This window comes from Allobosea lupini, assembly GCF_900109525.1.
Classification (GTDB): domain Bacteria; phylum Pseudomonadota; class Alphaproteobacteria; order Rhizobiales; family Beijerinckiaceae; genus Allobosea; species Allobosea lupini.
Genome location: NZ_FOAN01000010.1, coordinates 158,256 through 181,881 on the forward strand (window position 1 = coordinate 158,256; position 23,626 = coordinate 181,881).

A 23,626-nucleotide genomic window follows, 5' to 3' on the forward strand; every position below is an offset into this window, starting at 1 on the left:
CACTTTTTACGAGTATGACGTACTGCTCATGAACGATCGAGTGCCGCGCTACTAGTCCAGCCGGTCAGTATTCCCGGCAGCCACCGCCGCGCGTCCTGGATATCGAGGCTTAATCTTCCATACAATCTGCATGTTACTGTCTCATTTGCATACACACGAAAGCTCTTGCCTTGGGAGCCAGCGCAGGTGCAAGCGTTTTCGTCAGGCTCCAGCGCTGCCGTATCAAGCATTCGCGCTGTCATTATCAGTCCGTAAACGAATTAATTGCATTCTTGACCTGTTCAAATGGGGGCAAGAGGCATGCGGCTCAATCCTTTCAGGAGCGGCGCCTCGCGCCGCGACCTCGCGGCGGAAATGGCGGCGCTGAACCGCTCGACGGCGGTGATCGGCTTCGCGCTCGATGGTACGATCCTCGACGCCAACGAGAACTTCCTGAAGGCGATGGGCTATACGCTCGATCAGGTACGCGGGCGCCATCACAGCATCTTCGTAACCAAGGAAGAAGCCGCAAGCGCCGAATACAAGGACTTCTGGGCGCGGCTGGCGCGCGGCGAATACGAGGCGCGGCAGTTCCTGCGCGTCGGCGCCGATGGCCGCGAGCTCTGGATCGAAGCGAGCTACAACCCTGTCCTCAACTCCAGCGGCAAGCCGGTCAAGGTCGTCAAGTTCGCGACCGTCATCACCGACCAGAAGAACCGGGAAGCCGACATGGGCGGGCAGGTCTCGGCGATCCGCAAGGCGATGGCAGTGATCGAGTTCACGCTCGACGGCCATATCCTCGACGCCAACGAGAACTTCCTTGCCGTCACCGGCTATTCGCTCGACGAGATCAAGGGCAAGCATCATTCCATGTTCTGCGACGCGGCTTATCGCAGCTCGGCGGAATACCGCGCCTTCTGGGAGAAGCTCGGCCGCGGCGAGTATGATTCCGGCCAGTACCAGCGCTTCGGCAGGGGCGGCCGCGAAGTCTGGATCCAGGCGAGCTACAACCCGATCATGGACGCCAAGGGGCGGCCGCTGAAAGTGGTGAAATACGCCACCGACATCACCGAGCAGAAGGCGGCGCGCCAGCTCGCCAAGGCGGTGGGCGAGGCGCAGAGCGTGATCGGTCGGGCCAAGGACAAGGACCTGACCCCGCGCATCGAAATGGCCGGCAAGGAGGGCGAGGTCGCCGTCCTCTGCGGCGGCATCAATGAGCTGATCGAGACGATGGCGCAGATGATCAGCGCCGTCGGCGTGATCTCCGGCAAGGTCGGCGCTGCTGCCGACAAGATGGCGAGCGAGAGCGTCGAGCTCGCCGAACGGGCCGAATCCCAGGCGTCGAGCCTGCAGGAAACGGCAGCGACGACCGAGGAGCTCGCCGCCTCGATCAAGACCAGCGCCGGCAATTCGCGCCAGGCGGCGGCGCTCGGTGACGAGGCGAAGACCGTCGCCTCGCGCGGCGGGGCGATCGTCACCGATGCGGTGGCGGCGATGGGCCGGATCGAGCAGGCCTCGGCCTCGATCGCCGACATCATCTCGATGATCGACGAGATCTCCTTCCAGACCAACCTGCTCGCTCTCAATGCCGCGGTCGAGGCGGCGCGGGCCGGCGATGCCGGGCGGGGCTTCGCGGTCGTCGCCTCGGAGGTCAGGGCGCTCGCCGGCCGCTCCAGCGAGTCCGCCAACGGCATCAAGTCGCTGATCGCCAATTCCAGCGAGCAGGTCCGCTCCGGTGTCCAGCTGGTCAAGGATGCCGGCCGCACGCTCGACGAGATCGTCGATGCGGCCAACCGGGTCGCCGGCACCATCGCCGAGATCTCGAGCGCGGCGACCGAGCAGGCCAATGGCGTCGAGGAAATGGCCAAGACCGTCGCCCATATGGACGAGATCACCCAGCGCAACTCGCTGATGGCCGACGCCAGCTCGAAGCTGTCGCGCGACCTGCAGGGCGAGACGCAGGCGCTGGCGGCGCTGGTCGGCGCCTTCCGGCTCGGCGGCGGCGACCAGCCTGCGCGACTGGCCGCGGATCTGCGCTCGGTCCTGCCGGCGATGAAGGCTGCAGCCGCGCCGGGCAAACCCGTGCCGTTCCCGCGTGCCAGGGTGGCCAATGGTGGCCGGGGCGACGACGGCTGGGCCGAGTTCTAGGCGATTTAGGAGCTGCGCGGCGGGGATTATCGCTGCACGGCTCTTGCCAGCGCCGGCCGAATGCGCTTTGCGGAAAGCCTCTTGTTCAGACTGCCGCAGGACCCGCCGCCATGGCTGACGCTTCCGCCAACAAGGCCTTTCCCGTCTCCTGGGACCAGTTCCACCGTGATGCCCGCGCGCTCGCCTGGCGCCTGTCCGATGCCGGCCCGTTCGAGGCGATGGTCTGCATCACCCGCGGCGGTCTGGTGCCGGCGGCGATCATCTGCCGCGAGCTCGGCCTGCGCCTGATCGAGACGGTCTGCATCGCTAGCTATCACGACTACAAGAACCAGTCGGAGCTCAAGGTGATGAAGGAGATCGCCCCCTCGATCCGCGCCATCGGCGACGGCAAGGGCAAGGGCGTGCTCGTCGTCGACGACCTGACCGACACCGGCAAGACCGCCCGGGTCGTGCGCGAGATGCTGCCGAACGCGCATTTCGCCACGGTCTACGCCAAGCCGGCCGGCGTGCCGGTGGTCGACACCTTCGTCACCGAGGTCAGCCAGGACACCTGGATCTATTTCCCCTGGGACATGGGCCTGGCCTATGTCGAGCCGATCGCCAAGGACCACAAGGGCTGAGGATATCCTCAGCCCTCATCCTGAGGAGCAGCCTTCAGGCTGCGTCTCGAAGGATGCTTCAGGAGGCTCCGGAACCAGGTCGAGCATCCTTCGAGACGCCGCTGCGCGGCTCCTCAGGATGAGGGCTGCGATTGGTTCACGCGCTGCTCGGCGCCCTCAGCGCCACCACCATGCCGGTGACGGCGAGCGCCATGCCGGCGATCTCCAGCGTCGACGCCTGCTCGCCGAGCATGATCGCGCCCGACAGCGCCGTGACCACCGGCACCAGCGGCAGGAACAGCGCTGCGCGGGCGGCGCCGAGGATCGTGACCGCTTCCGTATAGAGGAAGAGCGCGACCGCGCCGACCAGAACGCCCTGATAGAGCGCCTGCAGCGCGATCGCCGGCAGCGGCACCGAGAGCAGGTTGACCGGCTGGACCAGCGCCAGCAGCGGCAGGAGCGGCACCGAGAGCAGGCAGGTTGCCATGGTGACCTCGACCGCGTCCGCCCCCCAGCGCCGGGCGAGCAGTCCGAACACCGACCAGAGCAGGGCGATCAGGACAAAGAGCAGGTCGCCGATCCAGGCGCCCTCGCGCGTCGGGGTGTTCGCCATCGCCTCGAAGGAGAAGACCACGATCCCGGCGACGATGATGGCAAGGCCGATCACCCTGAGCGGGCTGATCCGGTCGCCGAGGACGAAGACGGCGAGCAGCGCGGTCGCGACCGGGATCAGCCCGGGCGAGATCACCGAGGAGTGCAGCGCCGGGGCGAAATGCGCGCCGCCGACCAGGATCAGGCTGTAGCTCGGGCCGACGATGGCGGTGAGGATCAGCGCCCGCTTCCAGCCGAGCTTGCCGACCGGGAAGGGTTTCAGTCGCGCGATGGCGAAGGGCAGCAGCACCAGCGAGGCGGCGAGGAAGCGCAGGATCGTGACGTCGCCGGCCGAGAGCCCGTCGACCACCGATTGCCGCGAGACCACCGACTGCACGCCCCAGATCACGGCCGAGAGGATGCCGAAGGCAAAGCCGATGGCGAGGCGGGAGGAGGCGGGATTGGACACTGTTCAAGGCCTTGCGGGAGCAGGGCGGCTTATGGGCTCAAGCGGGAGGTTGCGGCAAGGGTGGGCGCGGCGGGAGGCTCTACGCCGGACGCATGGGCGGGAATCGCGGGGAACCCTTCTCCCCTCGGGGGAGAAGGTGGCAGCGCGAAGCGCTGACGGATGAGGGAAGGATGGCTCACCCGGTCGAACCGCCCTCATCCCCTGCCGGACCTTCTCCCCCGAGGGGAGAAGGGAGCCGCCTACTCCACCGCCGCGACCAGCCGCTCCAGGAAGCCGTCGATCGCGGCCTTGTCGATCCAGCGCAGCACGGCGACGAGTTCGTGCTCGGGGTCGATCCAGATCAGGTTGTTGCCCGCTCCCTGCGCGCTGAAGCCGCTCGCCGGCAGCTTGGGGTTGGCCGCCGGGCCGCGGTTCAGCCACCAGAGGAAGCCGTAATTCGGCAGGGTCGGCGAGGGCACGACCGATTGCGCCAGCCACGCGGGCGGGATCAGTTCGCGCCCGTCCCAGACGCCGTTCTGCGCGATCAGCTGGCCGAAGCGGGCATGGTCGCGGGCGCTGATGAAGAGGCCGCCGCCCCAATGGCCGCCGCCGGGGACCGACTGCATGCGCTGCCCGTCGATCTCGACCCACGAGGTCTCGTAGCCCTCCCAGCGCCAGCCTTGCGAGGCGCCGACCTTGTCCATGATGCGCTCGCGCAGCACGTCGGGAAGCGGCTTGCGGAAGCGGCGCAGCAGCGCGTAGCCGAGCGCGTTCACCCGGACGTCGTTGTATTCGTAGAGGCTGCCGGGCTCGCGCAATTCGCGGCGCTGGCCTTTTCGGCTGTTGTCGGCGCCGATGCCGATCTGCCTGAAATGGTCGACCTGGTCGGATTTGCCGAAGATCTCGCCCTGCCATTCGCTGTTCATGTTGAGCAGATGGCGCCAGGTGATCTTGGCGTTGTGCGGGCTGGAGAAATACGGCCCGTCGACGCTTTTGCCGACCGGCTCGTCGATATCGGCGATCAGCCCGTCGGCGACGGCAAGGCCGGCCAGCACCGAGAGATAGCTCTTGGCGATCGAGAAGGTCATGTCGGCGCGCTCGACATCGCCCCATTCGGCCACGACCCTGCCGCCCTTGAGCACGACGCCGGCCGGCCCGCCGCGCGGCTCGACCGGCCCGACGATCTCGGTCCACGGACCCGTCTCGTCCCATTCGCGATTCCCGACATAGGCGCCGTCCGGATAGAACATGCTGTGCGGCCAGGGGGAATCATGCGCCTGCGCGAAGTCGACGGCGGCCTGGAGGCGGGCGGGGGAGAGGGAGCTGGACAAGGCGGGGACTCGGGGAGATGAGGGCTAATGAGACAGGCTTAGCATTGGCTCTGGGAGACGTCTTCGCCTGCTGGCGCAGGTCGAACCTCATAGGGCGGAATAGCAGCTAGCAGTGGAAATTTGGCACTTTGGATGCGTCGGAAACGAAATGAGATTGCAGCTCAACAAGTGCTAATCCATTATCTTTCTGTTGGGATTAACCTGTTGCGAGAGCATCCTGTGATAGAATACGCAACAAAACATTTTCTCGTAATTTCTGCGATCGCTACGATATTAGGTGCGGCTATGGCCGCTTTGTTCGCCTATGGTTATTTAATAGTATTTGGCTCTGGGCTGGTCTGGATATTAGAGTATTCAGATTTATTAAAACTCGCTCTGATTGGAGTGCTTTTTGTTCTGGCTTATATCTCAATCATAACTGTTTTCGCTCAAGAAATTCCAAAAATAATGAACTATAATAATAAATTACTAAGGAATATTGTCTTGATTTTGTTAATATTGGCATTGTTATTAATTTATATTTTGCCGGAATATAAATTATTTATTGATGGCGATGTTTGGATTAAACTTAGAATTATAGCGGTTTCCTCCTTGATTGTATTCTCAATGATATCACTGCTTATGACTATTGATATTACCAGTAGACTGATCGAAGGTCGGTTTATTGCTTTACAGATGTTTATAAGCTTTGGCGTTAGTTTTATGCTTGTTGTATTTATTTTTGGGGTTTGCCGAGGTTTGTACGTAAAAACTTCTAAGGAATCTTTTGTTGAAATTTTAGCCAGAGATAAAGGCAACGTCGAAACGCTCTATAAGAATAGTAAAATAATCATGATGTTATCGCATCATGCGATATTCCAGACTTCAGATAGCATTATAGTCATTCCAGCATCTGATGTTGTTCGGATCACGGCGGGAAGCAAAGGGTGGTCGCATTAGCCCTCATGATGGCGAGCAGGCAGTCCAAATCGCGACCGAGACCCTCACTCCTCCATCATCGTTTCCACGAATGTCGCCGGGTCCAGGCAGAACTCGCGGATCAGGCGGAAATGCTGGGTCTGCTCGATCGTCACGGGATCGAGCCCGTATTTGGTCAGGCCGAGCAGGCGGGCGCCCGGATAGGCCATCAGGATCGGGGCGTGGGTCGCCATGATCACCTGGCACTGGCCGAGCCGGTCCATGCGGCGCAGCAGCTTGAGGAATTCGATCTGGCGGGCCGGCGACAGCGCCGATTCCGGCTCGTCGACAATGAAGATGCCGCGGCGCTGGCAGCGCTCCTCGAAGAAGCGCAGAAAACCCTCGCCATGCGAATGGGAGAGGAAATCGGGGCCGTCCGCGCCGCCGACGGCGTCGAGATAGCGCGCCACCGAGAAGAAGCTCTCGGCCCGGAAGAACCAGCCATCGGTGACTTTCGGCAGCCAGCTCGCCTTGAGCGCGCTGGAGAGCCGGCCGCCCGTGGCTTCGCGCGCCAGCGCATGGTCGACCGGGCGATAGCCCTTGCCGCCGCCGGCCTCGTCATAGCCGGCGAGCACGGCGATGCCTTCGAGCAGCGTCGATTTTCCGGTGCCGTTCTCGCCGACGATGATGGTGATCGGCTTGTCGAAGGAGAGCTCGAAGTCCTCGCGCAGGAAGGGCAGGCACCAGGGATAGGCGTCGGCGTCCGGCACGGCGTCGCGGTCGAGCCAGATGCGCCGGAGAAAAGGCGCGGGCAGGCGGGTCTGGGTTCGTCGCATCGGGGCTCGCGGGCGGGGGTGGGGCAGTCAGTGGGTACCATGTTTGACGAAACCGCGAGTCATCCCGGACAAGCGGCGAAGCCGCGCCGATCCGGGATCCATGCCTGAACCTCTATCGGGACTGTTCCGGAATGGGTCCCGGGTCTGCGCTGCGCTCCGCCCGGGACGACCTGCGCTGAAACAGTGAAGGCCACGAAACGATCGACCATGCGTGATGCCCCGCCGGCTCGGCGCCGCGAGGGTTCGATTGGTCGCCATCCGAGGGAGGGCGCGGGGTCAAGGCGGCGTCGCAGTCGACGGCTGCGTGCCGAATGTCGATGTCGAAATGTCGAGGCAGCGCCACTGGCCACTGCCCAACCCCGCGCCGCGGTTCTCTTCAGGTGTTCTCGCCGTCTGGTTACGTCCGGCAGGACTGGGAGGGCCTCTCCCATCGACGAAAACCCCTCCGTGGTGGAAGGAGTCGGCTCGGATCGCAGAAGTGGGTCGCACTTGTGCCGAACCGGGCTCCTTCGGGCTCGCAAGGCCCTGTCGCCACGAAACACCGCTCTCCCGCCCGGCCTCATGATGCCTCGCGAAGCCCCCTCGGTTCGGGCGGGACAGGAGGAAGCATAAGCCGGGTTTCGGGGGCGGGGATTGATAGGTGAGTTATCCCCGCTTCGCCCGGCCGTCATGTTCGCCCTTATGGCGGGCATCGGCGTCTTGAACTCCGCATTGCAGGAAGACGTGGATGGTCGGGACAAGCCCGACCATGACGGAAAGGCGTGGGACCCCAGGCAAACACGCGCGGCGGCGCCGGCCTTGCATGGTCAGCCTATGCCGCAATCGGACTTGGGCGCGCCGGGGGGCGGCAGCGTGACGCTGAAATCCTTGCGGGCGATCTCGTCTCCACGCAACGAGACGATCATCGTCCACGGGCCGGGCGCCATTTCCCAGTCATGCTCGAAGGTGAAGCCGGCATGGCTGAGACCATCAACCACATAGCTGGGAAAGCGCGTCTCGGCGCTCTGCCTGCCGTCGGGGCGCGTCAGGTCCGGGTGCAGAACCCGCACCTCGACACGGTCCGGCATGCGGAACGGCGGCGTGGGAACCAGCCTCACCGTGATTCCGAAATTCCGGCAGAGCCGAGCCTCGATCTGGTCGCTGCGCTCGATATAGCGCAGCTTCTGCATGGCGCGGACCGGTTCCAGAGCACGTTGACCGGCTTCCGGCTGGCTGTCGACGAGGCGCCCGGCGACCACGCCGAAGTCGACGATCTCAGCCTTGGGGCCGGCAACCGCAGGCCCCGCCATGGTGATGAGCGCCATGGCAGCGCCAGTCGTCGCGATCCGTCGCATTCGCATGATCACGTCAAAGCGCGATCTGATGGAGAGATTGTGGCGGGGGCAGCGCGGCATCGCCCGACACGGCGCGAGCCCCGGCTTTTCAGGCTGCCGAGCCGGTGATCAGGCGCAGATAATGCTCGGCATGCTGATAGTAGCGCTCGGCCTCGATCCGGTCGCCGGCGAGGGCCTTGGCCTTGGCCAGAGCGAGGTAGCGCTCGTAACTGGCCCGCGCGGATGAGCCCCGCCTTGGCTGCGTGGCGTTGGTCCGGGGGACATGATCGTCGAAGGCGGTGGATCCGGGTTGGCGCGTGGGCATGACCGGCCTCCTCATCCCAGCATCTTCCTGACGATGCGCCGCAGCTCCTGGCGGCTGAGGCCGCAGGGCTCCGGCTTCCAATCAGGGGCGGATTTCGGCGTAAGCGTGGTGGCGATCGCGTCGGCGACGTACCTGGTCTCGGGTGACTTCAGTTCGGTTGATACTAGCATTGATATCCGTTTGCCGCTCGGCCGGGGCCGGGCGGTCTCGTGTGTGAAATCGCCGGGCACGCTGTGCGTGCAGCGATGGTGCTGCCGAGGGCAGCAATCGGTTTTCGACGATAGGAGTAAGGCGCGCCGCAGGGTCCAATCAGAGGAGCCAGTCGGTCAATCGTCGCCTCTACATTCTGTCTATAGAAACAATGCGGCCAAAACAAGTTGGCCAGCGGCGCTTTTATTTTTGGGGCCCGCCGAGATCCTACGGGAAATAGTTGGTCGGCACAGTCGCCGTACGATGGCGGCAGGGTCCATTGAGATTTTTCGCGATGGCCGTCATGGCAGCATCCACCGACAGGAACGGCCCTTTCCGGATATCGGTCAGGCGCGCGACCTGGTCCTGCCCTAGAACGATCCAGCAACTGCCATGCGGGTCGCGAATGATCGAGCAGATCGAGCGTTCGAGCAGGTCGGAGACGCCCCAGTTGCCGGAGAGATCACGCCGCACCGTCGTATCCATGAATTCCTCCGGGTCCATGCCGATATGGCTATGGAAACGGTGATTGTAAGGGCGGGCTGCGGATTGCGACGCAGGCGTCACGTCCGCCATCGCGCTGCTGAGCCGCATTTCATTTCGCAGTTGCAGCAAAATCCAAATCCTGCTCACCTGCTCCCGCTCATCACACGATTGAAAAGCGGAGAGCGGCGTGGCGGGTGCGGAGGAATTGTCGCCATCGGCGCTGGCGGGCGAATTGTCGGCGGCGATCGTGCAGGCGCGCTCGGATGCGCGCGAGGACCCGTTCGGCAATCCGGTGCTGCGCGTCACGCTCTGGCTGACCCGCAAGATGGATCGCGGCGAGGTGACGCTTGCCGATACCGCCGCGCTGATCCGCCAGCTCGGCCGCGCAGCCCTCGCCGACCGGGCAGCGCGCGTCGCCGCCTATGTCGGGCTGGAGCGCAACGAGAGCGAAGCCTATGCCGCGCTGGCCCGGCGTGTCGCGGACGAGGCGAGCGCTTCGGCGCAGCCCTTCGAGGCCTATGCGGCGGCGCTGGCGCGGGTACGCTTCGCCGCCGTCTTCACCGCGCATCCGACCTTCGGCATGAGCCGGGCGGTGGCGCATGCGCTGGCCGAACTCGCCTCGAACGAGGGCGAGGCGACGGCGCTGAGGGCCGCTGACCTGTCCTTCCGGCCGGATGCGGCGATCACCCTGCAGGACGAGTTCGAGCAGGCGCGCTTTTCGGTGCGCAACGCCCGCGATGCGATCGATCGGCTGAATGCCGCCTTCCTGGCCGAGGCGAGGGCGCGCTGGCCGCAGCGCTGGCGCGAGCTCAGGCCGCGCGCCCTGCTGCTCGCCTCCTGGGTCGGCTGCGACACCGATGGACGCACCGATATCGGTTGGTGGGACACGCTGCGCTACCGGCTGGAATCGAAGCGCGGCCAGTTCTTCCGCCTGCTGGAGAAGCTGCCGGAGGCGCCGGCGACCGCCGAGGTGAGGGCGCTGGTCGAGGATGCGCTCGCCGCGGTGGAGCGGCAGCTGGCGCTCTGCCCGCCGCTCAACAGCAAGCCGGAGATCGCGGCCCTGCAGGCATTCTCGCTGGCGCTCGTCGGCGAGCGGGAGGCGGCGCTGCCGGAAGCGTCGAAGCTGGTGGCGGCGCTCGACAAGGCGATCGTGCTGGCCGAGGACGAGGCGACGGCGGAAGCTCTGATCCTGGCGCGGGCGGGCGCCATCGCCCACGGCGTCTCGATCGCGCTGCCGCATTTCCGGCTGAACGCCTCGCAGCTTCACAACGCCATGCGCGGGGTGATCTCGCTCGACGAGGAACCGGCCCAGCCGGCACAGCGGCGCGCCTTCCTCGCAGCCGTCAACCAGGCACTCGCCAAAGTGAAGCCGACGCCGGTCGATTTCGGCGCGCTGGCGGTCGAGCGCGCCTCGGCGGCGCGAATGATGATGATGGTCGCGCAGATCGTGAAGCATGTCGACGGCTCGCGGCCGGTGCGCTTCCTGATCGCCGAAACCGAGACGGGCTACACGCTCCTGTCGGCGCTCTATCTCGCCAGGCGCTTCGGCATCGCCGATCTCGTCGAGATCTCGCCGCTCTTCGAGACGTCGGACGCGCTCGAACAGGGGCCCCGCATCATCGACGAGGCGCTGCGCAGCCCGCATTGGCGCGACTATCTCAAGCGTCATGGCCGGCTCTGCGTCCAGTTCGGCTATTCCGATTCCGGCCGCTATATCGGCCAGGTCGCGGCGACCTTCTGGGTCGAGCGGCTGAGGAGCCGCATCCTCGAGCTGCTGCAGCGCTACGGGCTCACCGATATCGAGCTGGTGATCTTCGACACGCATGGCGAGTCGGCCGGGCGCGGCGCCCATCCCGACAGCCTCAGCGACCGGCTCGCCTATCTCGATCCGGAATGGCCGCGACGCGCCTTCGCCAAGGCCGGCGTCAAGGTCACGCGCGAGACCAGCTTCCAGGGCAGCGACGGCTATCTGCTCTTCGGCACCAAGGGGCTTGCGGGCGCGACGGTGGCGCGCATCGCCGAAGCCGTCTTCGCGGACGCGGCTGCCGGCGCAGACGATCCGATCTATGCCGAGCCGGACTTTGCCACCGAGTTCTTCCAGACCGTGCGCGAGGAGATGACCCATCTCGTCGACGATCCCGGCTATGCGGCGCTGATCGGCACGTTCGGCCCCTCTCTGCTCGACAAGACCGGCTCGCGCCCGGCGGCACGGCAGAGCGATGCCGGCGGGCCGACGGTGATCCGCCATCCCCGTGAGCTGCGCGCCATTCCCAACAATGCGATCCTGCAGCAGCTCGGCTGGCTGGCGAACAGCGTGCACGGCATCGGCCAGGCGGCAGCGCGGGCGCCGGAGCTGTTCGCCAGCATGCGCGAGAGCTCCGAACGCTTCGGCCGGGCCTATCGGCTTGCGGCCAATGCCATGGCGAACAGCGATCTCGACGTGCTGCGCGCCTATCTCGACACGCTCGATGCCGGCTCCTGGTTCGACCGGGCCCGGCGTACCGAGAAGGAGGGTCGCCGCGACGAGTTGCTCGCTGTCGCCGAGACGCTGGCGCGGCTCGATCTTGCGCCTTCGCTGCGAAGGCTGTTCTGGCGCTTCGCATCCGATCGGCTGAAGCTGAAGGAGGCGGCGGGCGAGCCGCCGGCGATGCCGGTCCGGCTGGTGGCGCTGCATACGCTGCGCCTCTCGCTGCTGCACCGGATCTGGCTGTCGGCGACGCATATCCCGGACTTCCGGCCATATGCCGGGGTGACGCGCGAACTCCTGCTCGAGCGTATCCTGCGGCTCGACATGGCCGGGGCGCTCGCGCTGCTCGGCCAGATCTTCCCGCTCAATCCCGACCCGGCGCTGGGGCTCGATTTCGGCGAGCCTGCCGGCCCTCGCGAGGGCGGCGCCTATGCCGCCTTCCATCGCGACGTGGTCGAGCCGATGCGGGAGTGCTTTGGGCTGCTACGCGAGGTCTCGGGCGCGATCCAGCATGAGATCGGGGCGTTTGGGTGAGGGGTGTGGGCGTCATGGTCGACCTTGAGCCGACCATCTCCTGAAAGAGATTCCCGGGTCCGCGCTGCGCTTCGCCCGAGAATGACGAATTGTCTCAGCGTGTCCGTTCCGAGAGCTCGGCCGAAGCGCTGATGTTGCGGTCGGAGATCGACTGGACCGGCTCCCAGACGGTGTGGCTGTCCCGCGGGGTCGAGACCAGATATTTGAGCTGGCTCTTGGCCTTGGCCGAAAGCAGCGGGCTCGACTGGAAACTGGCGAAGTTGGAATAGGCGCGCGAGCCGCCGTCGAAGACCACGACGCGATCCTTCAGGACGATGATGTCGCCCTTTTTCAGCGTCTCGTCCTTGAGGTACCAGAACGGGTCGTTGGCATACTCCATCGGCTTGACGAGCTTCGGCTTCGGGCCGTCCTTGCCGGCATCGAGCGTCGTCCCGGCCTTCTTCTGCTTTGGCCGCACCGTCATGTGCAGCGAATTGTCGGGCACGGGCGCGTAGGTCGGCCGCTGCGGGACGCCGAACAGCGTCTCCCAGAACCCCGCCGCGCTAGCAGGCGAGGCGAGGGCGACGGAAGCCGCTGCGAGTGCAGCAGCGGCGATGATCGGTTTCGACATGGTCGGCACGGCTGCAATCCCCAGCTCCGCAACCGGAGATAGCGATGAACGTCCCCGATCTCAATGACGGAAGCGCGACGTGATGAACGGCTTCTTCGTCAAATTTCAGCGATTGCGCGGTAGCCATTTCGAGATTGGTGATCGGGAGCCGGATTCGGGCGATTCCTTGCTGCAATGCAGCGTGTTAGCGGCGTTTCGCACATCTCAGTCATGCGCCGGCAAAGGGGTCAAGGCTGTGGATGCTCGAGCGCCGCGGGCAAGACCGCAAGGGTCGCGAACGCGAAGGCCGGGCGCTCGCGCCACGCCGACGCGTTCGGCTGTCACAATGAGGGGCGATGACAGGAGCAGGCGCAGTCGAGGCATCGCAGCAGTCTCCAGTCGCGGCACAACCCAGCGTGCCGGATGATGATGGGGAAGTTGCCGCCAGCGGATTGTATCGCGGCCCGTTCGCCTTAGGTTGCGCGCAAGAGGAACGCTGAAGGGAGCACGAGCCGAATGGCCGCGACCGAACTGCGGGCACAGCCCTTCGATGTCGAAGCCGCCCGGACCACGCTGTTCCAAGCGCTGCTGGCCGCCGCGGGCAGGCACGGCAAGAGCCGCATCGCGCTGGAGGATCCCGAGCGCAAGCCACTCAGCTATGGCAATCTGGTGCTGGGCGCGCTGGTGCTCGGCCGCAAGCTTTCGGCGCTGACCAGGCCCGGCGAAAAGGTCGGGCTGATGCTGCCCAACGTGCAGGGCATGGCGGTGACGCTGTTCGGGCTCTCGGCGTTCGGCCGCGTGCCGGCGCTGCTCAACTTCACTGCCGGTCTGAAGAACCTCACCGCGGCCTGCGAGATCGGGCCGATCTCGACCATCGTCACCTCGCGCCGCTTCATCGACCAGGCCAAGCTCGACGACATCGTCGAGGCGCTGGCGCCGGGGCGGCGGGTGATCTATCTCGAAGACGTCCGCAAGGAATTGACCAGCCTCGACAAGGCGATCGGTGCGCTCGCCTCGCTGGCGCCCGGGCTGGCGCTTCGCAGCCATGCGGCGAAGCCCGACGATCCGGCCGTGGTGCTGTTCACCTCCGGCACCGAGGGCAAGCCCAAGGGCGTGGTGCTGAGCCATGCCAATCTGGTCTCCAACGCCAACCAAATCTTCCAGCTCGCCGCCGGCTTCCTCAGCGAGCGCGACATCGTCATGAACCCGCTGCCGGCCTTCCACTCCTTCGGGCTCACCGCAGCGCTGCTGATGCCGCTGACCCACGGCATGAAGGTCGTGCTCTATCCGAGCCCGCTGCACTACAAGCAGGTGCCCAAGCTGATCGGCGAGACCGGGGCGACCTTCCTGTTCGCCACCGACACGTTCCTTCAGGGCTACGCACGCGCCGCCGACGAGGGCGACCTCAAGAGCGTGCGCTATGTCGTCGCCGGGGCCGAGCGGGTGAAGCTGGAGACACGCAAGCTCTGGGAGCCCTATGGCACCACCATCCTCGAAGGCTATGGCTGCACCGAATGCTCGCCGGTGCTGGCCTGCAATACGCCGGTGGCGATGCGCGACGGCACGGTCGGGCGGCTCCTACCGGGTATCACGGCGAAGCTCGTGCCGGTCGAGGGGATCAGCGAGGGCGGGCGGCTCTGCGTCAAGGGGCCGAACGTGATGCTCGGCTATCTCAACGCCGACAATCCCGGCGCGATCATGCCGCCGGAGGGCGGCTGGCACGACACCGGCGACATCGTTTCGATCGATGACGGCTTCGTCGCGATCAAGGGCCGGGCCAAGCGCTTCGCCAAGCTCGGCGGCGAAATGGTCTCGCTGGCAGCGGTCGAATCGATGGTAGCCGGCCTCTGGCCCGGTCACAATCACGTGGTCGTGGCGCTGCCCGACATGCGCAAGGGCGAGCAGCTCGTGCTCGTCACCGAGAAGCCCGACGCCGAGAAGAAGGCGCTGCAGGACGAGGCCAAGCGCCAGGGTTTCCCGGAGCTATGGCTGCCCAAGGCCATCCTCGTTACGGCCACGATTCCAGTGCTCGGCAACGGCAAGATCGATTATGGTGGCACGCGCGAGCTCGCCATCATGATGAGGCCGCTGCTGTGACGCCACAATCGCATGCTCTGGGAAGCCGCATGATCACGCTTCTTCCCCTCGTCTTCGCCCGCGCGGCGGCCTTCGCCGTGGCCGGGATCGCCCTTGCACCTGCCGATCTTGCCGCCCAGGCCGCCGGCCAGACCTATGTTCGCCGCGACGAATGCATCGAAGCCGGCAAGCTCTCGGCCGAACAGTGCGAGCACGCCTATCGCAACGCCCGCGCCGAATTCGAGCAGAAGGCGCCGCGCTATGCTTCGCGCAGCGCCTGCGAGCGCGTCCATAAGCGCTGCGGCGCCCAGGTCTCGACCACTGGCGGCTGGGACGCGCTGGCGCGTGGCGGCGGCGGGCAGTCCTACGTGCCGCGCTTCGTCGGCATCCGGGTCACTGGCGAGGGCGCCCAGGGCAAGGCCTTTCCGATCATCGAGGGCACGGGCAAGGTCGCCTTCTCGGCGCGTCAGGTCGCGGCGCTTGACGACCAGGTCGCGGCCCGCCGGGCGGTGATGGGCGGCGGCGGCCAGCACCAGCAGGCGAGCGGCCCCTATGTCCGCCGCGGCGACCGCGACGATACGGTGCGCGTGCCGATGCAGGAGAAGAAGATCGGCTCCGACGTCGCGCCCGGGCTCTATGTCGATCCGGACGGGGTCGAATGGTACAAGCCGGCACATCGGCGCTGAGGACAGGTGCGCAACCGGCGCTTGTCGCCGGGCGCTGGTATCGCTAACCAGTCTCGCCGCGCGGACGTGGCGAAACTGGTAGACGCAAGGCACTTAAAATGCCTCACCGGAAACGGTATGCGGGTTCGATCCCCGCCGTCCGCACCATCATGCCCCTTTGCGGGAGGGCCAGCCCGAGACGAAGAGGCCAGCCCATACGCGCGGGAACCCTTTGGCCCACCGGAAGCCTACTTGCAGTCCAGCTGCTCGATCCGCGGCAGGCCCGACAGGCGGACTTTTGGATTGTAGGTGACGGAACAGCTCTTCGTGCCGGCCGGAAGCTCCTGGGCCAATGAGATCGAGGTGCCGGCATAGCCGCATTCGATCCAGGTTCGGCGCTCGGACGTGCTCGCGAACTGCCAGGTGGAGACCTCGCGATCCCTGACCTTCCGTGTCGCATCCGGGGCCAGGCTGACCTGCTCGCTCGGCTGGCCGTCATAGAAGGTGACCTGGCTGACGCGATGCGGCGTCTTGCTGCGCAGATCGCGCCAGCCCGGAATGGCCGCGGTGAGCTGCTGCTGCGTCTCAACTTCGGCCGGGCATTGCGGCGCCGCGAGCGCCTCGCCGGCGAGGACCACGAACAGTCCCGCTGCCATCAAAATCCTGCTCATGCCGTATCGCCCCGCTACCATTCGATCGCTGAAAACGCGTTGCCGTCGTTGCTCAATCCCGATTTCGTCGGTGTCCAGCGAATTGTACGACGCCTGACCTCCCCTTGCGCGCGCCATTGATCGAGGACCTGAATCCCGGTGGCATCCTGGCCCAGATAGATCGCCGCGTGCTTGCCGGTGCTGCCGGTCTGCGGATATTTTCCGTCGACGAATGTCGCGATGGCCGTGCCGACCGGAAGCACGGGGCCGTCCTTGGTGACCTTGCGCCCCTCAATCCAGAACTTGGTCTGCGGGGCTTTGAGCGTCTGCTGGATGAACTCAACGCATTCTGCATTGCCTTTTGCGTTGGTATAGGAGGTCCCAGCATAGCTTTGCTCGAGCGTCTTGCCGCTCTCTGGTTTTAGAATGTGCTCCATGCTGGACCTCGTGAAATACTTAAATCGAGGGGCGCTCTGAGCCGGCGCATTCCTTCATAAGGAAACTACGTAACTTTGCGCCCGGCCCTCGGAGCCATTGTGCACATTTGACCGACTATCGGCAGTAACCGCCGCTGGGACGCGAAATTTATACCTCCGCGGGCGAGTTCAAAATTTGGATTGATTTGCATGGGCCGAACGGCGTAACCGCCAGGCCTTCAACTCACCTGGCAGCAGGGGCGGTATCGCCCTTGCTGCTTTTGTCCTGGCACTGGCAATCGCCTGTCCGGAGCTTATTTGACCGCGGAGAAGGCCGTCGGCGCCAAAATCTGGCTGACGACGTTTTCGATGATCTGGCCGTCCGCTTCGCTCCTGGTGCGTGCCTCGGTCCACTCCGGATCGGTCGCGAACGCCGTCCATTTCGTCTCGCGCTCGGCGAGCGATTCCCAGGCCAGGAAATAGGTCAGGTCGCGATTGGACTCCCCGATCAGCGTGGTGAAGAATCCGGCTTGCCGGATACCGTGCTTGTCCCACAGCTTCAGCGTGGCCTTGTCAAAGCGGTCGAGCAAAGCCGGAAGCCGACCAGGCAGGCAGCGATACACGCGCATTTCGTAGATCATCGAAAATCACGTCCTGTCATTGGTTTTGCTGCGAGCAACTGGCCGCAAGGTTAGTCTGTCCCGATAGAGTGGCCCAGCCCCGGTCGCGCGGTCTAGCCCCGCTTGTGCTCCACCTTCGGCAGGAACCAGGCCAGGAGGCCGATCGCCGGCAGGAAGGCGCAGATCCGGTAGACCGCCTCGATGCCGATCCAGTCGGCGACCTCGCCGAGGATCGCCGCCGCGAGGCCGCCGAGCCCGAAGGAGAGTCCGTAGAACAGGCCGCCGATCAGGCCGATCCGGCCCGGCATCAGCTCCATCGCGTAGATCAGGATCGCGGCGAAGGAGCTCGCCATGATCAGGTTGATCACCACCGTCAGCACGCCGGTCCAGAACAGGTCGGCAAAGGGCAGCATCAGCGAGAAGGGCAGGGCGCCGAGGATCGAGAACCAGAGGATGCGGTTGCGGCCGATCCGGTCGCCGATGATGCCGCCGGCGAGCGCCCCGACGGCGGCGGCCGCGAGGAAGAGGAACAGCATCAGCTGCGAGCCCTGCACGGAGATGCCGAACTTCCCGATCAGGTAGAAGGTGTAATAGGAGCTGAAGCTCGACGAATAGGCGTTCTTCGAGAACAGCAGGATCACCAGGATGGTGATCGCGAAGGCGATCTGGCCATTGGTGTGCGCAGGCGCCGCCGGGGCGGGTGCCGCGGCCTTGGCGGGCTTCGCTGCAGCGGCGGCAGCGGCCGCCTTGCTCAGCTCGGCATAGCGGCGCGCCGTCCACACCATCAGGATCATGGCGAGCAGGGCCGCGGCCGAGAACCAGGCGACGCTGGCCTGGCCGCGCGGGACGATGATGAAGGCGGCGAGCAGCGGGCCGAGGGCGCCGCCGCTCTGGCCGCCGACCTGGAAGATGCCCTGCGCCAGTCCCTGCTGGCCGCCCGAGGCGTTGCGGGCCATGCGGGTGGCTTCCGGATGGAAGATGGACGAGCCGAGGCCGACGCAGGCAGCCGAGATCAGCAGCAACGCATAGCTGCCGGCATAGGCTAGGCCGATCAGCCCGGTCAGCGTGCAGCCCATGCCGACGACCATCGAATAGGGCATCGGGTTCTTGTCGGTGTAATGGCCGACGACCGGCTGCAGCAGCGAGGCGGTGATCTGGAAGGTCAGCGTGATCAGGCCGATCTGGCCGAAATCGAGCGCATAGGCCGTCTTGATGATCGGATAGATCGCCGGGATCAGCGACTGGATCATGTCGTTGAGCAGATGCGTCGCGCTGAGCACGAACAGCACCGGCAGGTCGGCGCGGCGGGTCTGTGCGATCGGCTGGCTGACGTTCATGCGGATGATCGATCCGGGCGCAAGCTTGGATGGCGGGCGAGGGCCGCCCGATAGCTGCAAAGCCGGCTCATACCACCGTGTTCGGCTGAAAACCCAGAGCCCACAGCACAGGTCCGCCCTGATGTGGACGCGGGATCGGGCGCGGCGGCCGTCGAGAGCGGCCGTCGCGATCCGCCCGCTATTTCACTTCGCCGGCGATCTCGGCGAGCGCCGGGGCCTTCTGGATCAGGCCGCGCTCGACGAGGAAGGTGCCGAAGCGCTCATAGCGGCCCTGGTCGAGGGCGCGCGGGCGCTTGGCGAAGCGCGGCAGCGTGTCGGTCCAAGCCTGGCGATTGAGCGCGTCGTCGAGATCGGGGTGGGCGGCGATGAAGAGCTTCCAGGCTTCCTGCGGGTGGTTGGTGAGATAGAGCGCCGCTTTCTCGATGGCGGCGAGGAAGCGAGGCAGGCGGCTGTCACCGACGGCGTCGCGGCGGGTGATCAGGATCAATTCGTCATAGGCGGGAACGCCGTGCTCCTCCGGATAGAAGGCGGTGCCGGGATGGCCTTCGAGCCTCATCTGGGTCAGCTCGAAATTGCGGTAGCCGCCGATAGTGGCGTCGACCTTGCCGCCGATCAGCGCGGCCGAGAGCGCGAAGTTGACGTTGACCAGCTTGACGTCGTCGAGCTTCAGGCCGGCCTTGGCCAGCATCTGGCCGAGCAGGGTGGTCTCGGTGCCGGAGACGGCATAGCCGATCGTCTTGCCCTTGAGATCGGCGAGGCTCTTGATCGGGCCATCGGCCTTGACGATGACGCTGTTGAGCGGCGTCTCGACCAAGGTGCCGACGCGGGCGATCGGGATGCCGGCGGCATGGTCGAGATAGAGATTGGGCTGGTAGTGGATGCCGATATCGGCCTGGCCGGCGGCGACGAGGCGCGGCACGGCCGAGGGGTCGGATGGCGGCACCATGGTGACCTCGAGCCCGGCCTCCTTGAACAGCCCAAGCTTGTCGGCGACGACCAGCGGCGCGTGGTCCGGATTGACGAACCATTCGAGCATCACGGTGAGCTTATCGGCGGCGCGGGCCGGGCTGGCGAGGCCGGCGGCCAAAGCGAGGCCGGTGGCGAGCAGAGCGCGTCGGGTGAGGGCGCGGAGGGTCATCGGGCGAAATCCTTCTGCGTGATCGATTTGAAGCGGAGTGACGTCACGGCTCGCTCGCCCAGGGAATGAGGCGCGGGCCGAGCGCATCGACGAGATGGCGCAGGACGAGGCTGAGCACGGCGAGCACGGTCATCGCGGCGAAGACCGTGTCGGTCTGCATGCGGGCATTGGCCTGGACCATGACGAAGCCGAGCCCGGCCGAGGCACCGACCCATTCGCCGATCACCGCGCCGAGCGGCGCGAGCGGGGCCGCGACCCTGAGGCCGGTGAGCAGGCTCGGCATCGCCAGCGGCAGGCGGACATAGCGCAGCGTCTGCCAGTGCGTCGCCGTGGTCAGCGCCGTGGCGTCGATCAGCTCCGGGTCGGTCCGGCGCAGGCCGTCGGTGAAGGCGGAGGCGACGGGAAAGAAGATGATGATCGTCGCCATGATCACCTTCGAGCCCATGCCGAAGCCGAACCAGACGACCAGCAGCGGCGCGATGACGAAGACCGGGAAGGATTGCAGCACCAGCAGGATCGGCCAGAGCAGGCGCCCGAGCCGCGGCAGTGCCACGATCGCTAGCCCCGTCAGCGCGCCGAACGCCGAGCCGAGCACGAAGCCGAGCGCCATCTCGGCGATGGTCGTCAGGCTATGGCCGAAGAGGAAGCCGGGCTGGCGCTGGAAAGCCAGGGCGACATCGAGCGGCGAGGGCAGGATGTAGCGCGGCGGCTGGAACAGCCAGATCGCACTTTGCCAGACGAGCAGCAGGACGAGAACCGTGCGCAAGGCAAGGGCGAGCGCGGCCATCACCGGTCTCGCGGAAGCCGAGCTGCGCTCTATCGCGTCCTGCGTCGTCAAAATCCGCCTTTCGGGTGGAAGGCGGGCGCGGGGAAAAGCGTTTGCGAGGCTGCCCCGAGCGACTCCCTCCGCCAGCATGATCTGGTTCAGGTTCGAAGGGTGCTTCTCAGCTCGCCCTGCGGCGAACGCCCCCGTCTCTCGACCGTCCTTGTGACAGAGCGGCCGGCGGCTGTCACGCCTGTCTCAGAACAGCCGGTGCGGGTCAGGCTTTGCCGTCATAGGCCGAATCGAAGAACGCCTTCTCCAGCGCGACCGCGCGCAGGAAGAAGTCCCGGCTCGTTTCCGCCTCGCTTGGGCCAACGCGATCGAGCTCGCTCCGCAGGAAGCCGACGAAGTCGCGGAAGTCGGGATTGTCGTGCAGGGTGATCCATTCGGCATGGATGAAGTTCGCCGGCAGCGGCTGCGAGGCCTGCTGCGCCCAGTCGAGATAGAGCCATTCGGCGACGACCAGCACGGAGAGGGCGGCGGCGTAGGAGCGCGTCGCGGCGGCCTCGCGCATGATCGCCTTGAAGCCGGCGGTCGCCTTGCTGTCCGGCGGAGCCGTGCGATCCTGCTCGCTCACGCCGAGCGCCTCGAAGGAGCGCAGGAAATAGGTGTTCTCCTCGCCGCTGACCATGCCGATGAAGCGGCCGAAGCGGATGCGGGCCTCGAAGCTGTCGGCGCTGGCGAGCGCGCCGCCGAGCAGGCTCAGGAAGCTGTCGATGAAGCGGTGATCCTGGACGAGATAACGGATCATGACCGCGTCGGAGACCGAGCCGTCCAGCAATTCGCGCACGAAGCGATGGCCGACGGATTGCGACCAGGCCGGCTGGCTGGCCTGGCGCAGGGTCTCGGTGAAACGTTCGGTCATGAGGTCGGCCTTTCGCTGATCGGGCTCTCCCTATCAGCGTCGCCGCTACTACCGCACGCTATTTCAGCCGCGCCGCGACGATCTTGGCGAGCTCGCCGACGCGCTGCTTCGCCTGATCATGCAAGGCCTGATCGCGCTCGCCGCCGGAGACACGGACCTCGACCGTCGTCAGGCCCTTGCGGATATGGATGCGGTTCATGATGTCGAGCGCCGCCTCGTCGCCCAGGCCCGCAACCGGCGTCTTCGCCTCGGACACCTTGATCGCGCTCTGGAACCAGCGCTTCGAGAGATCCTCATTGGCGGCGACATTGCGGACGCTGACCTGGATCTGGTTGAGCTCGATCGTACGCTTGCCGTCCTTCTCGACAGTGCGCTTGGCGTCGAACTGGCAGCCGATCGGGTTCGGCAGCGCTTCCTGCCGGTTCTCGCGGCTCTCATGGGTGATCTTGCCCATCAGCTTGCGGGCATCGCCGATGGTCATGCCGGGGAAGGTGGCCTTGATCTCCTCGGGCGTCAGCAGCGCGCAGGCATCCGGCCACTGCTCGACCGGGGCGACGGAGGAGGGGCGGGTGTCCGTCGGCACGGTCACGGCACTGTTCGTCGCCACCTGCAGGGTCGTGTCGACCATGCCGGTGCCGCCCTGCCAGCGTGCAGCGGCCTGCTTCGCCAAAGCGAGCGCGTTCGGCGCGGTCTGCTCGGAATAGAGGTCGAGCGAGACGGCATAGATCAGGTCGTCCTTGCGGGCGCGGATCACCACGCTCGAGGAGTTGGTTTCCTGGAAAGCCTCGTCGCCGATGCCGCTTACCGGCTCGAGCTTGAGCGTGATCTTGGGATCGGCCGCGACCTTCTCTCGCGTCGCCTTGATCGAGGCGAAGGCCTGAGCCGGCGTCTCGCGGCCCCTGGCGACGCCATCCCAGCGGATCACCGTGACCGAGGCGAAGCGGGCATGGTCGAGCTTCGAAGTCGGGCTCGGCAGCTTCACCGAGTACATGCAGCTCTCGGCATATTGCGGGCCGCGGCTGATCGGGCTCAGCGTCGGCCCCTTGGCGGTTATCGGGCGGCCGGGAAAGAGCGCCTCCAGATCGGCCTGCGGCAGCAGGCGGCAGGCGTCGGGCGCCCTGCCCGCAGCAGTGGCCGGTTCGGTGGCGGGTGTCGTCGTGGTGGTCTGGGCGAGGGCGGGGCCGGCGAGCGCCAGCAGCAGCGGGGTCACGAGCACGGAACGGGCGAGCATCGGATCAGGTCTCCAGGGACGGGCGCGCCACGGTCGATCGCGGCTGCGCCGTTCGGGGACGCGTCAATCTAGGGGGAGGGTGGCGCGATCATGGCGCCGCACGGGCCGCGACAATGGTTGCTGACAAGGACTGTCAGCCGGAAGGACAGCCCGCCGAGCCTGCGGCACGCCGGACATCCGATCGAATCATCGGTCCAGGGTGTGCTGTTTTGCGAGCGCTGCGCCGTGCGCGGACGCGCCGGGATTCAGTTCGGCCGGCGGGCCAGCGCCAGAGCGGCGCGCTTCGACCAGAGCCGCTCGCACAGGCTCACGACGGCAAGCCCGCTGACGCCGCCCATGATCTTGACCAGCGCATCCAGCCCGCGGGCATGCCGGCTCGCCTCGAAATGCTGGGCGATCTCGAGGCCGGCGGCGCCGGCGACGATGCACAGGAGAATCGCGCCCTTGCGGGCCGGATAGGCGATAGCGAGCGCCGCCGCGGCGACCAGATAGGCGATGAAGCGTTCGAGCTGCGGACCCATATGCGCAAGATGCGGGCGCGCGCCGATCGGTGACAGCGTCGCGAACACGACGAGGGCGACGGCGCCCCAGCCGATCAGCGCAGCCCAGCGGCGCATGGAACGCTCGTCCCCGAAGAACCGCATCGCCGCCTTCTGCGTCTGCCGTTGCACCATTCCGTCCCCGGAAAGCAGAAAGGGCCCAAGCGGTCATCGCTCAAGCCCTCGAAAATGCTGGCTCCCGGAGCAGGATTCGAACCTGCGACCAATCGATTAACAGTCGATTGCTCTACCGCTGAGCTATCCGGGATCGGTGGGCGGCGTATACCGACGCTGCCGGGAACACGCAACCCCTTTGCTGGCATCTGACCGGAGAAAATCGTGGGAAGACGATCTGCCCTATCGTCAATTCACAGTGGCGCGAGAGTTTCGGTTGCGGCGCGCCGCGGCATGTGGTTATAGGCCCAGCCGTGGAGCGCGCCTTTGGTCACGCTCCCTGGATGGCCTCGTGGCGGAGTGGTTACGCAGAGGACTGCAAATCCTTGCACCCCGGTTCGATTCCGGGCGAGGCCTCCA

The 23,626-nt window shown here is 65.9% G+C and carries 22 protein-coding genes, 3 tRNA genes and 1 riboswitch; of the genes, 8 read left to right on the plus strand and 17 right to left on the minus strand.

The window, feature by feature from the left end; genetic code table 11:
* The first annotated feature begins 300 nt into the window (after nucleotides 1-300).
* A complete protein-coding gene (locus BMZ21_RS24995; protein ID WP_167561742.1) occupies nucleotides 301-2,127 on the plus strand; it encodes a methyl-accepting chemotaxis protein in 1,827 nt (608 codons plus the stop codon).
* Between the two features lie 110 nt (nucleotides 2,128-2,237).
* Nucleotides 2,238-2,747 carry a xanthine phosphoribosyltransferase gene (gene gpt, locus BMZ21_RS25000; protein ID WP_091841164.1) on the plus strand — a complete coding sequence of 170 codons (510 nt, stop codon included), beginning with the start codon at nucleotides 2,238-2,240 and terminating at the stop codon, nucleotides 2,745-2,747.
* 136 nt (nucleotides 2,748-2,883) lie between these two features.
* Here the strand turns inward: gpt and BMZ21_RS25005 are convergent, their stop codons facing one another.
* Nucleotides 2,884-3,786: a DMT family transporter gene (locus BMZ21_RS25005; RefSeq protein ID WP_091841167.1), complete on the minus strand. Its 903-nt coding sequence runs from the start codon at nucleotides 3,784-3,786 to the stop codon at nucleotides 2,884-2,886.
* 239 nt (nucleotides 3,787-4,025) lie between these two features.
* A complete protein-coding gene (locus tag BMZ21_RS25010; protein ID WP_244543999.1) occupies nucleotides 4,026-5,096 on the minus strand; it encodes a serine hydrolase domain-containing protein in 1,071 nt (356 codons plus the stop codon).
* Between the two features lie 120 nt (nucleotides 5,097-5,216).
* Between BMZ21_RS25010 and BMZ21_RS30075 the strand changes: the two genes are divergently transcribed.
* Nucleotides 5,217-6,035 carry a hypothetical protein gene (locus BMZ21_RS30075; RefSeq protein ID WP_143079795.1) on the plus strand — a complete coding sequence of 273 codons (819 nt, stop codon included), beginning with the start codon at nucleotides 5,217-5,219 and terminating at the stop codon, nucleotides 6,033-6,035.
* 44 nt (nucleotides 6,036-6,079) lie between these two features.
* Here the strand turns inward: BMZ21_RS30075 and BMZ21_RS25015 are convergent, their stop codons facing one another.
* The 4 genes from BMZ21_RS25015 to BMZ21_RS25030 all read right to left on the minus strand — a co-directional run bounded on the left by BMZ21_RS25015 (nucleotide 6,080) and on the right by BMZ21_RS25030 (nucleotide 9,289).
* Nucleotides 6,080-6,829 carry an AAA family ATPase gene (locus BMZ21_RS25015; protein WP_091841173.1) on the minus strand — a complete coding sequence of 250 codons (750 nt, stop codon included), beginning with the start codon at nucleotides 6,827-6,829 and terminating at the stop codon, nucleotides 6,080-6,082.
* An 806-nt stretch (nucleotides 6,830-7,635) separates the two neighbouring features.
* On the minus strand, nucleotides 7,636-8,133 hold the full coding sequence (locus BMZ21_RS25020) for a DUF3859 domain-containing protein (RefSeq protein WP_167561743.1): 498 nt from the start codon (nucleotides 8,131-8,133) through the stop codon (nucleotides 7,636-7,638).
* Nucleotides 8,134-8,251: 118 nt separating this feature from the next.
* Nucleotides 8,252-8,467 (minus strand): DUF4167 domain-containing protein, encoded by a 216-nt coding sequence (locus BMZ21_RS25025; protein ID WP_208862369.1) that lies wholly within the window; start codon nucleotides 8,465-8,467, stop codon nucleotides 8,252-8,254.
* A gap of 417 nt (nucleotides 8,468-8,884) precedes the next feature.
* Nucleotides 8,885-9,289, minus strand: a complete 405-nt coding sequence (locus tag BMZ21_RS25030) for a hypothetical protein (protein WP_143079796.1) — start codon at nucleotides 9,287-9,289, stop codon at nucleotides 8,885-8,887.
* 178 nt (nucleotides 9,290-9,467) lie between these two features.
* On the opposite strand from BMZ21_RS25030, the gene BMZ21_RS25035 reads away from it, so the two are divergent.
* Nucleotides 9,468-12,143: a phosphoenolpyruvate carboxylase gene (locus tag BMZ21_RS25035; protein ID WP_091841360.1), complete on the plus strand. Its 2,676-nt coding sequence runs from the start codon at nucleotides 9,468-9,470 to the stop codon at nucleotides 12,141-12,143.
* 94 nt (nucleotides 12,144-12,237) lie between these two features.
* Here BMZ21_RS25035 and BMZ21_RS25040 read toward each other — a convergent pair whose 3' ends face one another.
* Complete coding sequence (locus BMZ21_RS25040; RefSeq protein ID WP_143079797.1) at nucleotides 12,238-12,762, minus strand: hypothetical protein; 525 nt, start codon at nucleotides 12,760-12,762, stop codon at nucleotides 12,238-12,240.
* A 486-nt stretch (nucleotides 12,763-13,248) separates the two neighbouring features.
* Between BMZ21_RS25040 and BMZ21_RS25045 the strand changes: the two genes are divergently transcribed.
* From BMZ21_RS25045 to BMZ21_RS25055, 3 genes are all read left to right on the plus strand, one after another.
* Complete coding sequence (locus tag BMZ21_RS25045) at nucleotides 13,249-14,829, plus strand: AMP-binding protein (protein WP_091841185.1); 1,581 nt, start codon at nucleotides 13,249-13,251, stop codon at nucleotides 14,827-14,829.
* 29 nt (nucleotides 14,830-14,858) lie between these two features.
* Nucleotides 14,859-15,494: a DUF1190 domain-containing protein gene (locus BMZ21_RS25050; RefSeq protein WP_167561744.1), complete on the plus strand. Its 636-nt coding sequence runs from the start codon at nucleotides 14,859-14,861 to the stop codon at nucleotides 15,492-15,494.
* Between the two features lie 60 nt (nucleotides 15,495-15,554).
* A tRNA-Leu gene (locus BMZ21_RS25055) sits at nucleotides 15,555-15,641 on the plus strand.
* An 80-nt stretch (nucleotides 15,642-15,721) separates the two neighbouring features.
* Here the strand turns inward: BMZ21_RS25055 and BMZ21_RS25060 are convergent.
* From BMZ21_RS25060 to BMZ21_RS25105, 10 genes are all read right to left on the minus strand, one after another.
* On the minus strand, nucleotides 15,722-16,144 hold the full coding sequence (locus tag BMZ21_RS25060; RefSeq protein ID WP_143079798.1) for an STY0301 family protein: 423 nt from the start codon (nucleotides 16,142-16,144) through the stop codon (nucleotides 15,722-15,724).
* 14 nt (nucleotides 16,145-16,158) lie between these two features.
* On the minus strand, nucleotides 16,159-16,560 hold the full coding sequence (locus tag BMZ21_RS30080) for a BPSL0067 family protein (RefSeq protein ID WP_143079799.1): 402 nt from the start codon (nucleotides 16,558-16,560) through the stop codon (nucleotides 16,159-16,161).
* Nucleotides 16,561-16,853: 293 nt separating this feature from the next.
* Nucleotides 16,854-17,180, minus strand: coding sequence for an NIPSNAP family protein (locus BMZ21_RS25070; RefSeq protein ID WP_091841192.1), 327 nt, complete (start codon nucleotides 17,178-17,180; stop codon nucleotides 16,854-16,856).
* A gap of 92 nt (nucleotides 17,181-17,272) precedes the next feature.
* Nucleotides 17,273-18,496, minus strand: a complete 1,224-nt coding sequence (locus BMZ21_RS25075) for an MFS transporter (RefSeq protein ID WP_091841195.1) — start codon at nucleotides 18,494-18,496, stop codon at nucleotides 17,273-17,275.
* Between the two features lie 178 nt (nucleotides 18,497-18,674).
* Nucleotides 18,675-19,634 (minus strand): ABC transporter substrate-binding protein, encoded by a 960-nt coding sequence (locus BMZ21_RS25080; protein WP_091841198.1) that lies wholly within the window; start codon nucleotides 19,632-19,634, stop codon nucleotides 18,675-18,677.
* A gap of 43 nt (nucleotides 19,635-19,677) precedes the next feature.
* Entirely contained in the window at nucleotides 19,678-20,421 is a 744-nt protein-coding gene (locus tag BMZ21_RS25085) for an ABC transporter permease (protein ID WP_091841201.1), read from the minus strand.
* A 97-nt stretch (nucleotides 20,422-20,518) separates the two neighbouring features.
* Nucleotides 20,519-20,615: riboswitch (TPP riboswitch) on the minus strand.
* A gap of 59 nt (nucleotides 20,616-20,674) precedes the next feature.
* Nucleotides 20,675-21,322: a TenA family protein gene (locus BMZ21_RS25090; RefSeq protein WP_091841204.1), complete on the minus strand. Its 648-nt coding sequence runs from the start codon at nucleotides 21,320-21,322 to the stop codon at nucleotides 20,675-20,677.
* 58 nt (nucleotides 21,323-21,380) lie between these two features.
* Nucleotides 21,381-22,553, minus strand: a complete 1,173-nt coding sequence (locus BMZ21_RS25095; RefSeq protein WP_091841207.1) for a hypothetical protein — start codon at nucleotides 22,551-22,553, stop codon at nucleotides 21,381-21,383.
* 245 nt (nucleotides 22,554-22,798) lie between these two features.
* Entirely contained in the window at nucleotides 22,799-23,170 is a 372-nt protein-coding gene (locus BMZ21_RS25100; RefSeq protein WP_143079800.1) for a VanZ family protein, read from the minus strand.
* Between the two features lie 115 nt (nucleotides 23,171-23,285).
* Nucleotides 23,286-23,360 (minus strand) — tRNA-Asn (locus BMZ21_RS25105).
* Nucleotides 23,361-23,552: 192 nt separating this feature from the next.
* On the opposite strand from BMZ21_RS25105, the gene BMZ21_RS25110 reads away from it, so the two are divergent.
* Nucleotides 23,553-23,626, plus strand: a tRNA-Cys gene (locus tag BMZ21_RS25110).

Bases quoted from the DNA above. Each gene is read 5' to 3' on its own strand.
- BMZ21_RS25075 (WP_091841195.1), bottom strand. From the start codon at position 18,496: ATGAACGTCAGCCAGCCGATCGCACAGACCCGCCGCGCCGACCTGCCG.
- BMZ21_RS25025 (WP_208862369.1), bottom strand. From the start codon at position 8,467: ATGCCCACGCGCCAACCCGGATCCACCGCCTTCGACGATCATGTCCCC.
- BMZ21_RS24995 (WP_167561742.1), top strand. From the start codon at position 301: ATGCGGCTCAATCCTTTCAGGAGCGGCGCCTCGCGCCGCGACCTCGCG.
- BMZ21_RS25100 (WP_143079800.1), bottom strand. From the start codon at position 23,170: ATGCGCCGCTGGGCTGCGCTGATCGGCTGGGGCGCCGTCGCCCTCGTC.
- BMZ21_RS25015 (WP_091841173.1), bottom strand. From the start codon at position 6,829: ATGCGACGAACCCAGACCCGCCTGCCCGCGCCTTTTCTCCGGCGCATC.
- BMZ21_RS25070 (WP_091841192.1), bottom strand. From the start codon at position 17,180: ATGATCTACGAAATGCGCGTGTATCGCTGCCTGCCTGGTCGGCTTCCG.
- BMZ21_RS30080 (WP_143079799.1), bottom strand. From the start codon at position 16,560: ATGGAGCACATTCTAAAACCAGAGAGCGGCAAGACGCTCGAGCAAAGC.
- BMZ21_RS25090 (WP_091841204.1), bottom strand. From the start codon at position 21,322: ATGACCGAACGTTTCACCGAGACCCTGCGCCAGGCCAGCCAGCCGGCC.
- BMZ21_RS25080 (WP_091841198.1), bottom strand. From the start codon at position 19,634: ATGACCCTCCGCGCCCTCACCCGACGCGCTCTGCTCGCCACCGGCCTC.
- BMZ21_RS25095 (WP_091841207.1), bottom strand. From the start codon at position 22,553: ATGCTCGCCCGTTCCGTGCTCGTGACCCCGCTGCTGCTGGCGCTCGCC.
- BMZ21_RS25045 (WP_091841185.1), top strand. From the start codon at position 13,249: ATGGCCGCGACCGAACTGCGGGCACAGCCCTTCGATGTCGAAGCCGCC.
- BMZ21_RS25035 (WP_091841360.1), top strand. From the start codon at position 9,468: ATGGATCGCGGCGAGGTGACGCTTGCCGATACCGCCGCGCTGATCCGC.
- BMZ21_RS25060 (WP_143079798.1), bottom strand. From the start codon at position 16,144: ATGAGCAGGATTTTGATGGCAGCGGGACTGTTCGTGGTCCTCGCCGGC.
- BMZ21_RS25085 (WP_091841201.1), bottom strand. From the start codon at position 20,421: ATGGCCGCGCTCGCCCTTGCCTTGCGCACGGTTCTCGTCCTGCTGCTC.
- BMZ21_RS25020 (WP_167561743.1), bottom strand. From the start codon at position 8,133: ATGGCGCTCATCACCATGGCGGGGCCTGCGGTTGCCGGCCCCAAGGCT.
- BMZ21_RS25050 (WP_167561744.1), top strand. From the start codon at position 14,859: ATGATCACGCTTCTTCCCCTCGTCTTCGCCCGCGCGGCGGCCTTCGCC.
- gpt (WP_091841164.1), top strand. From the start codon at position 2,238: ATGGCTGACGCTTCCGCCAACAAGGCCTTTCCCGTCTCCTGGGACCAG.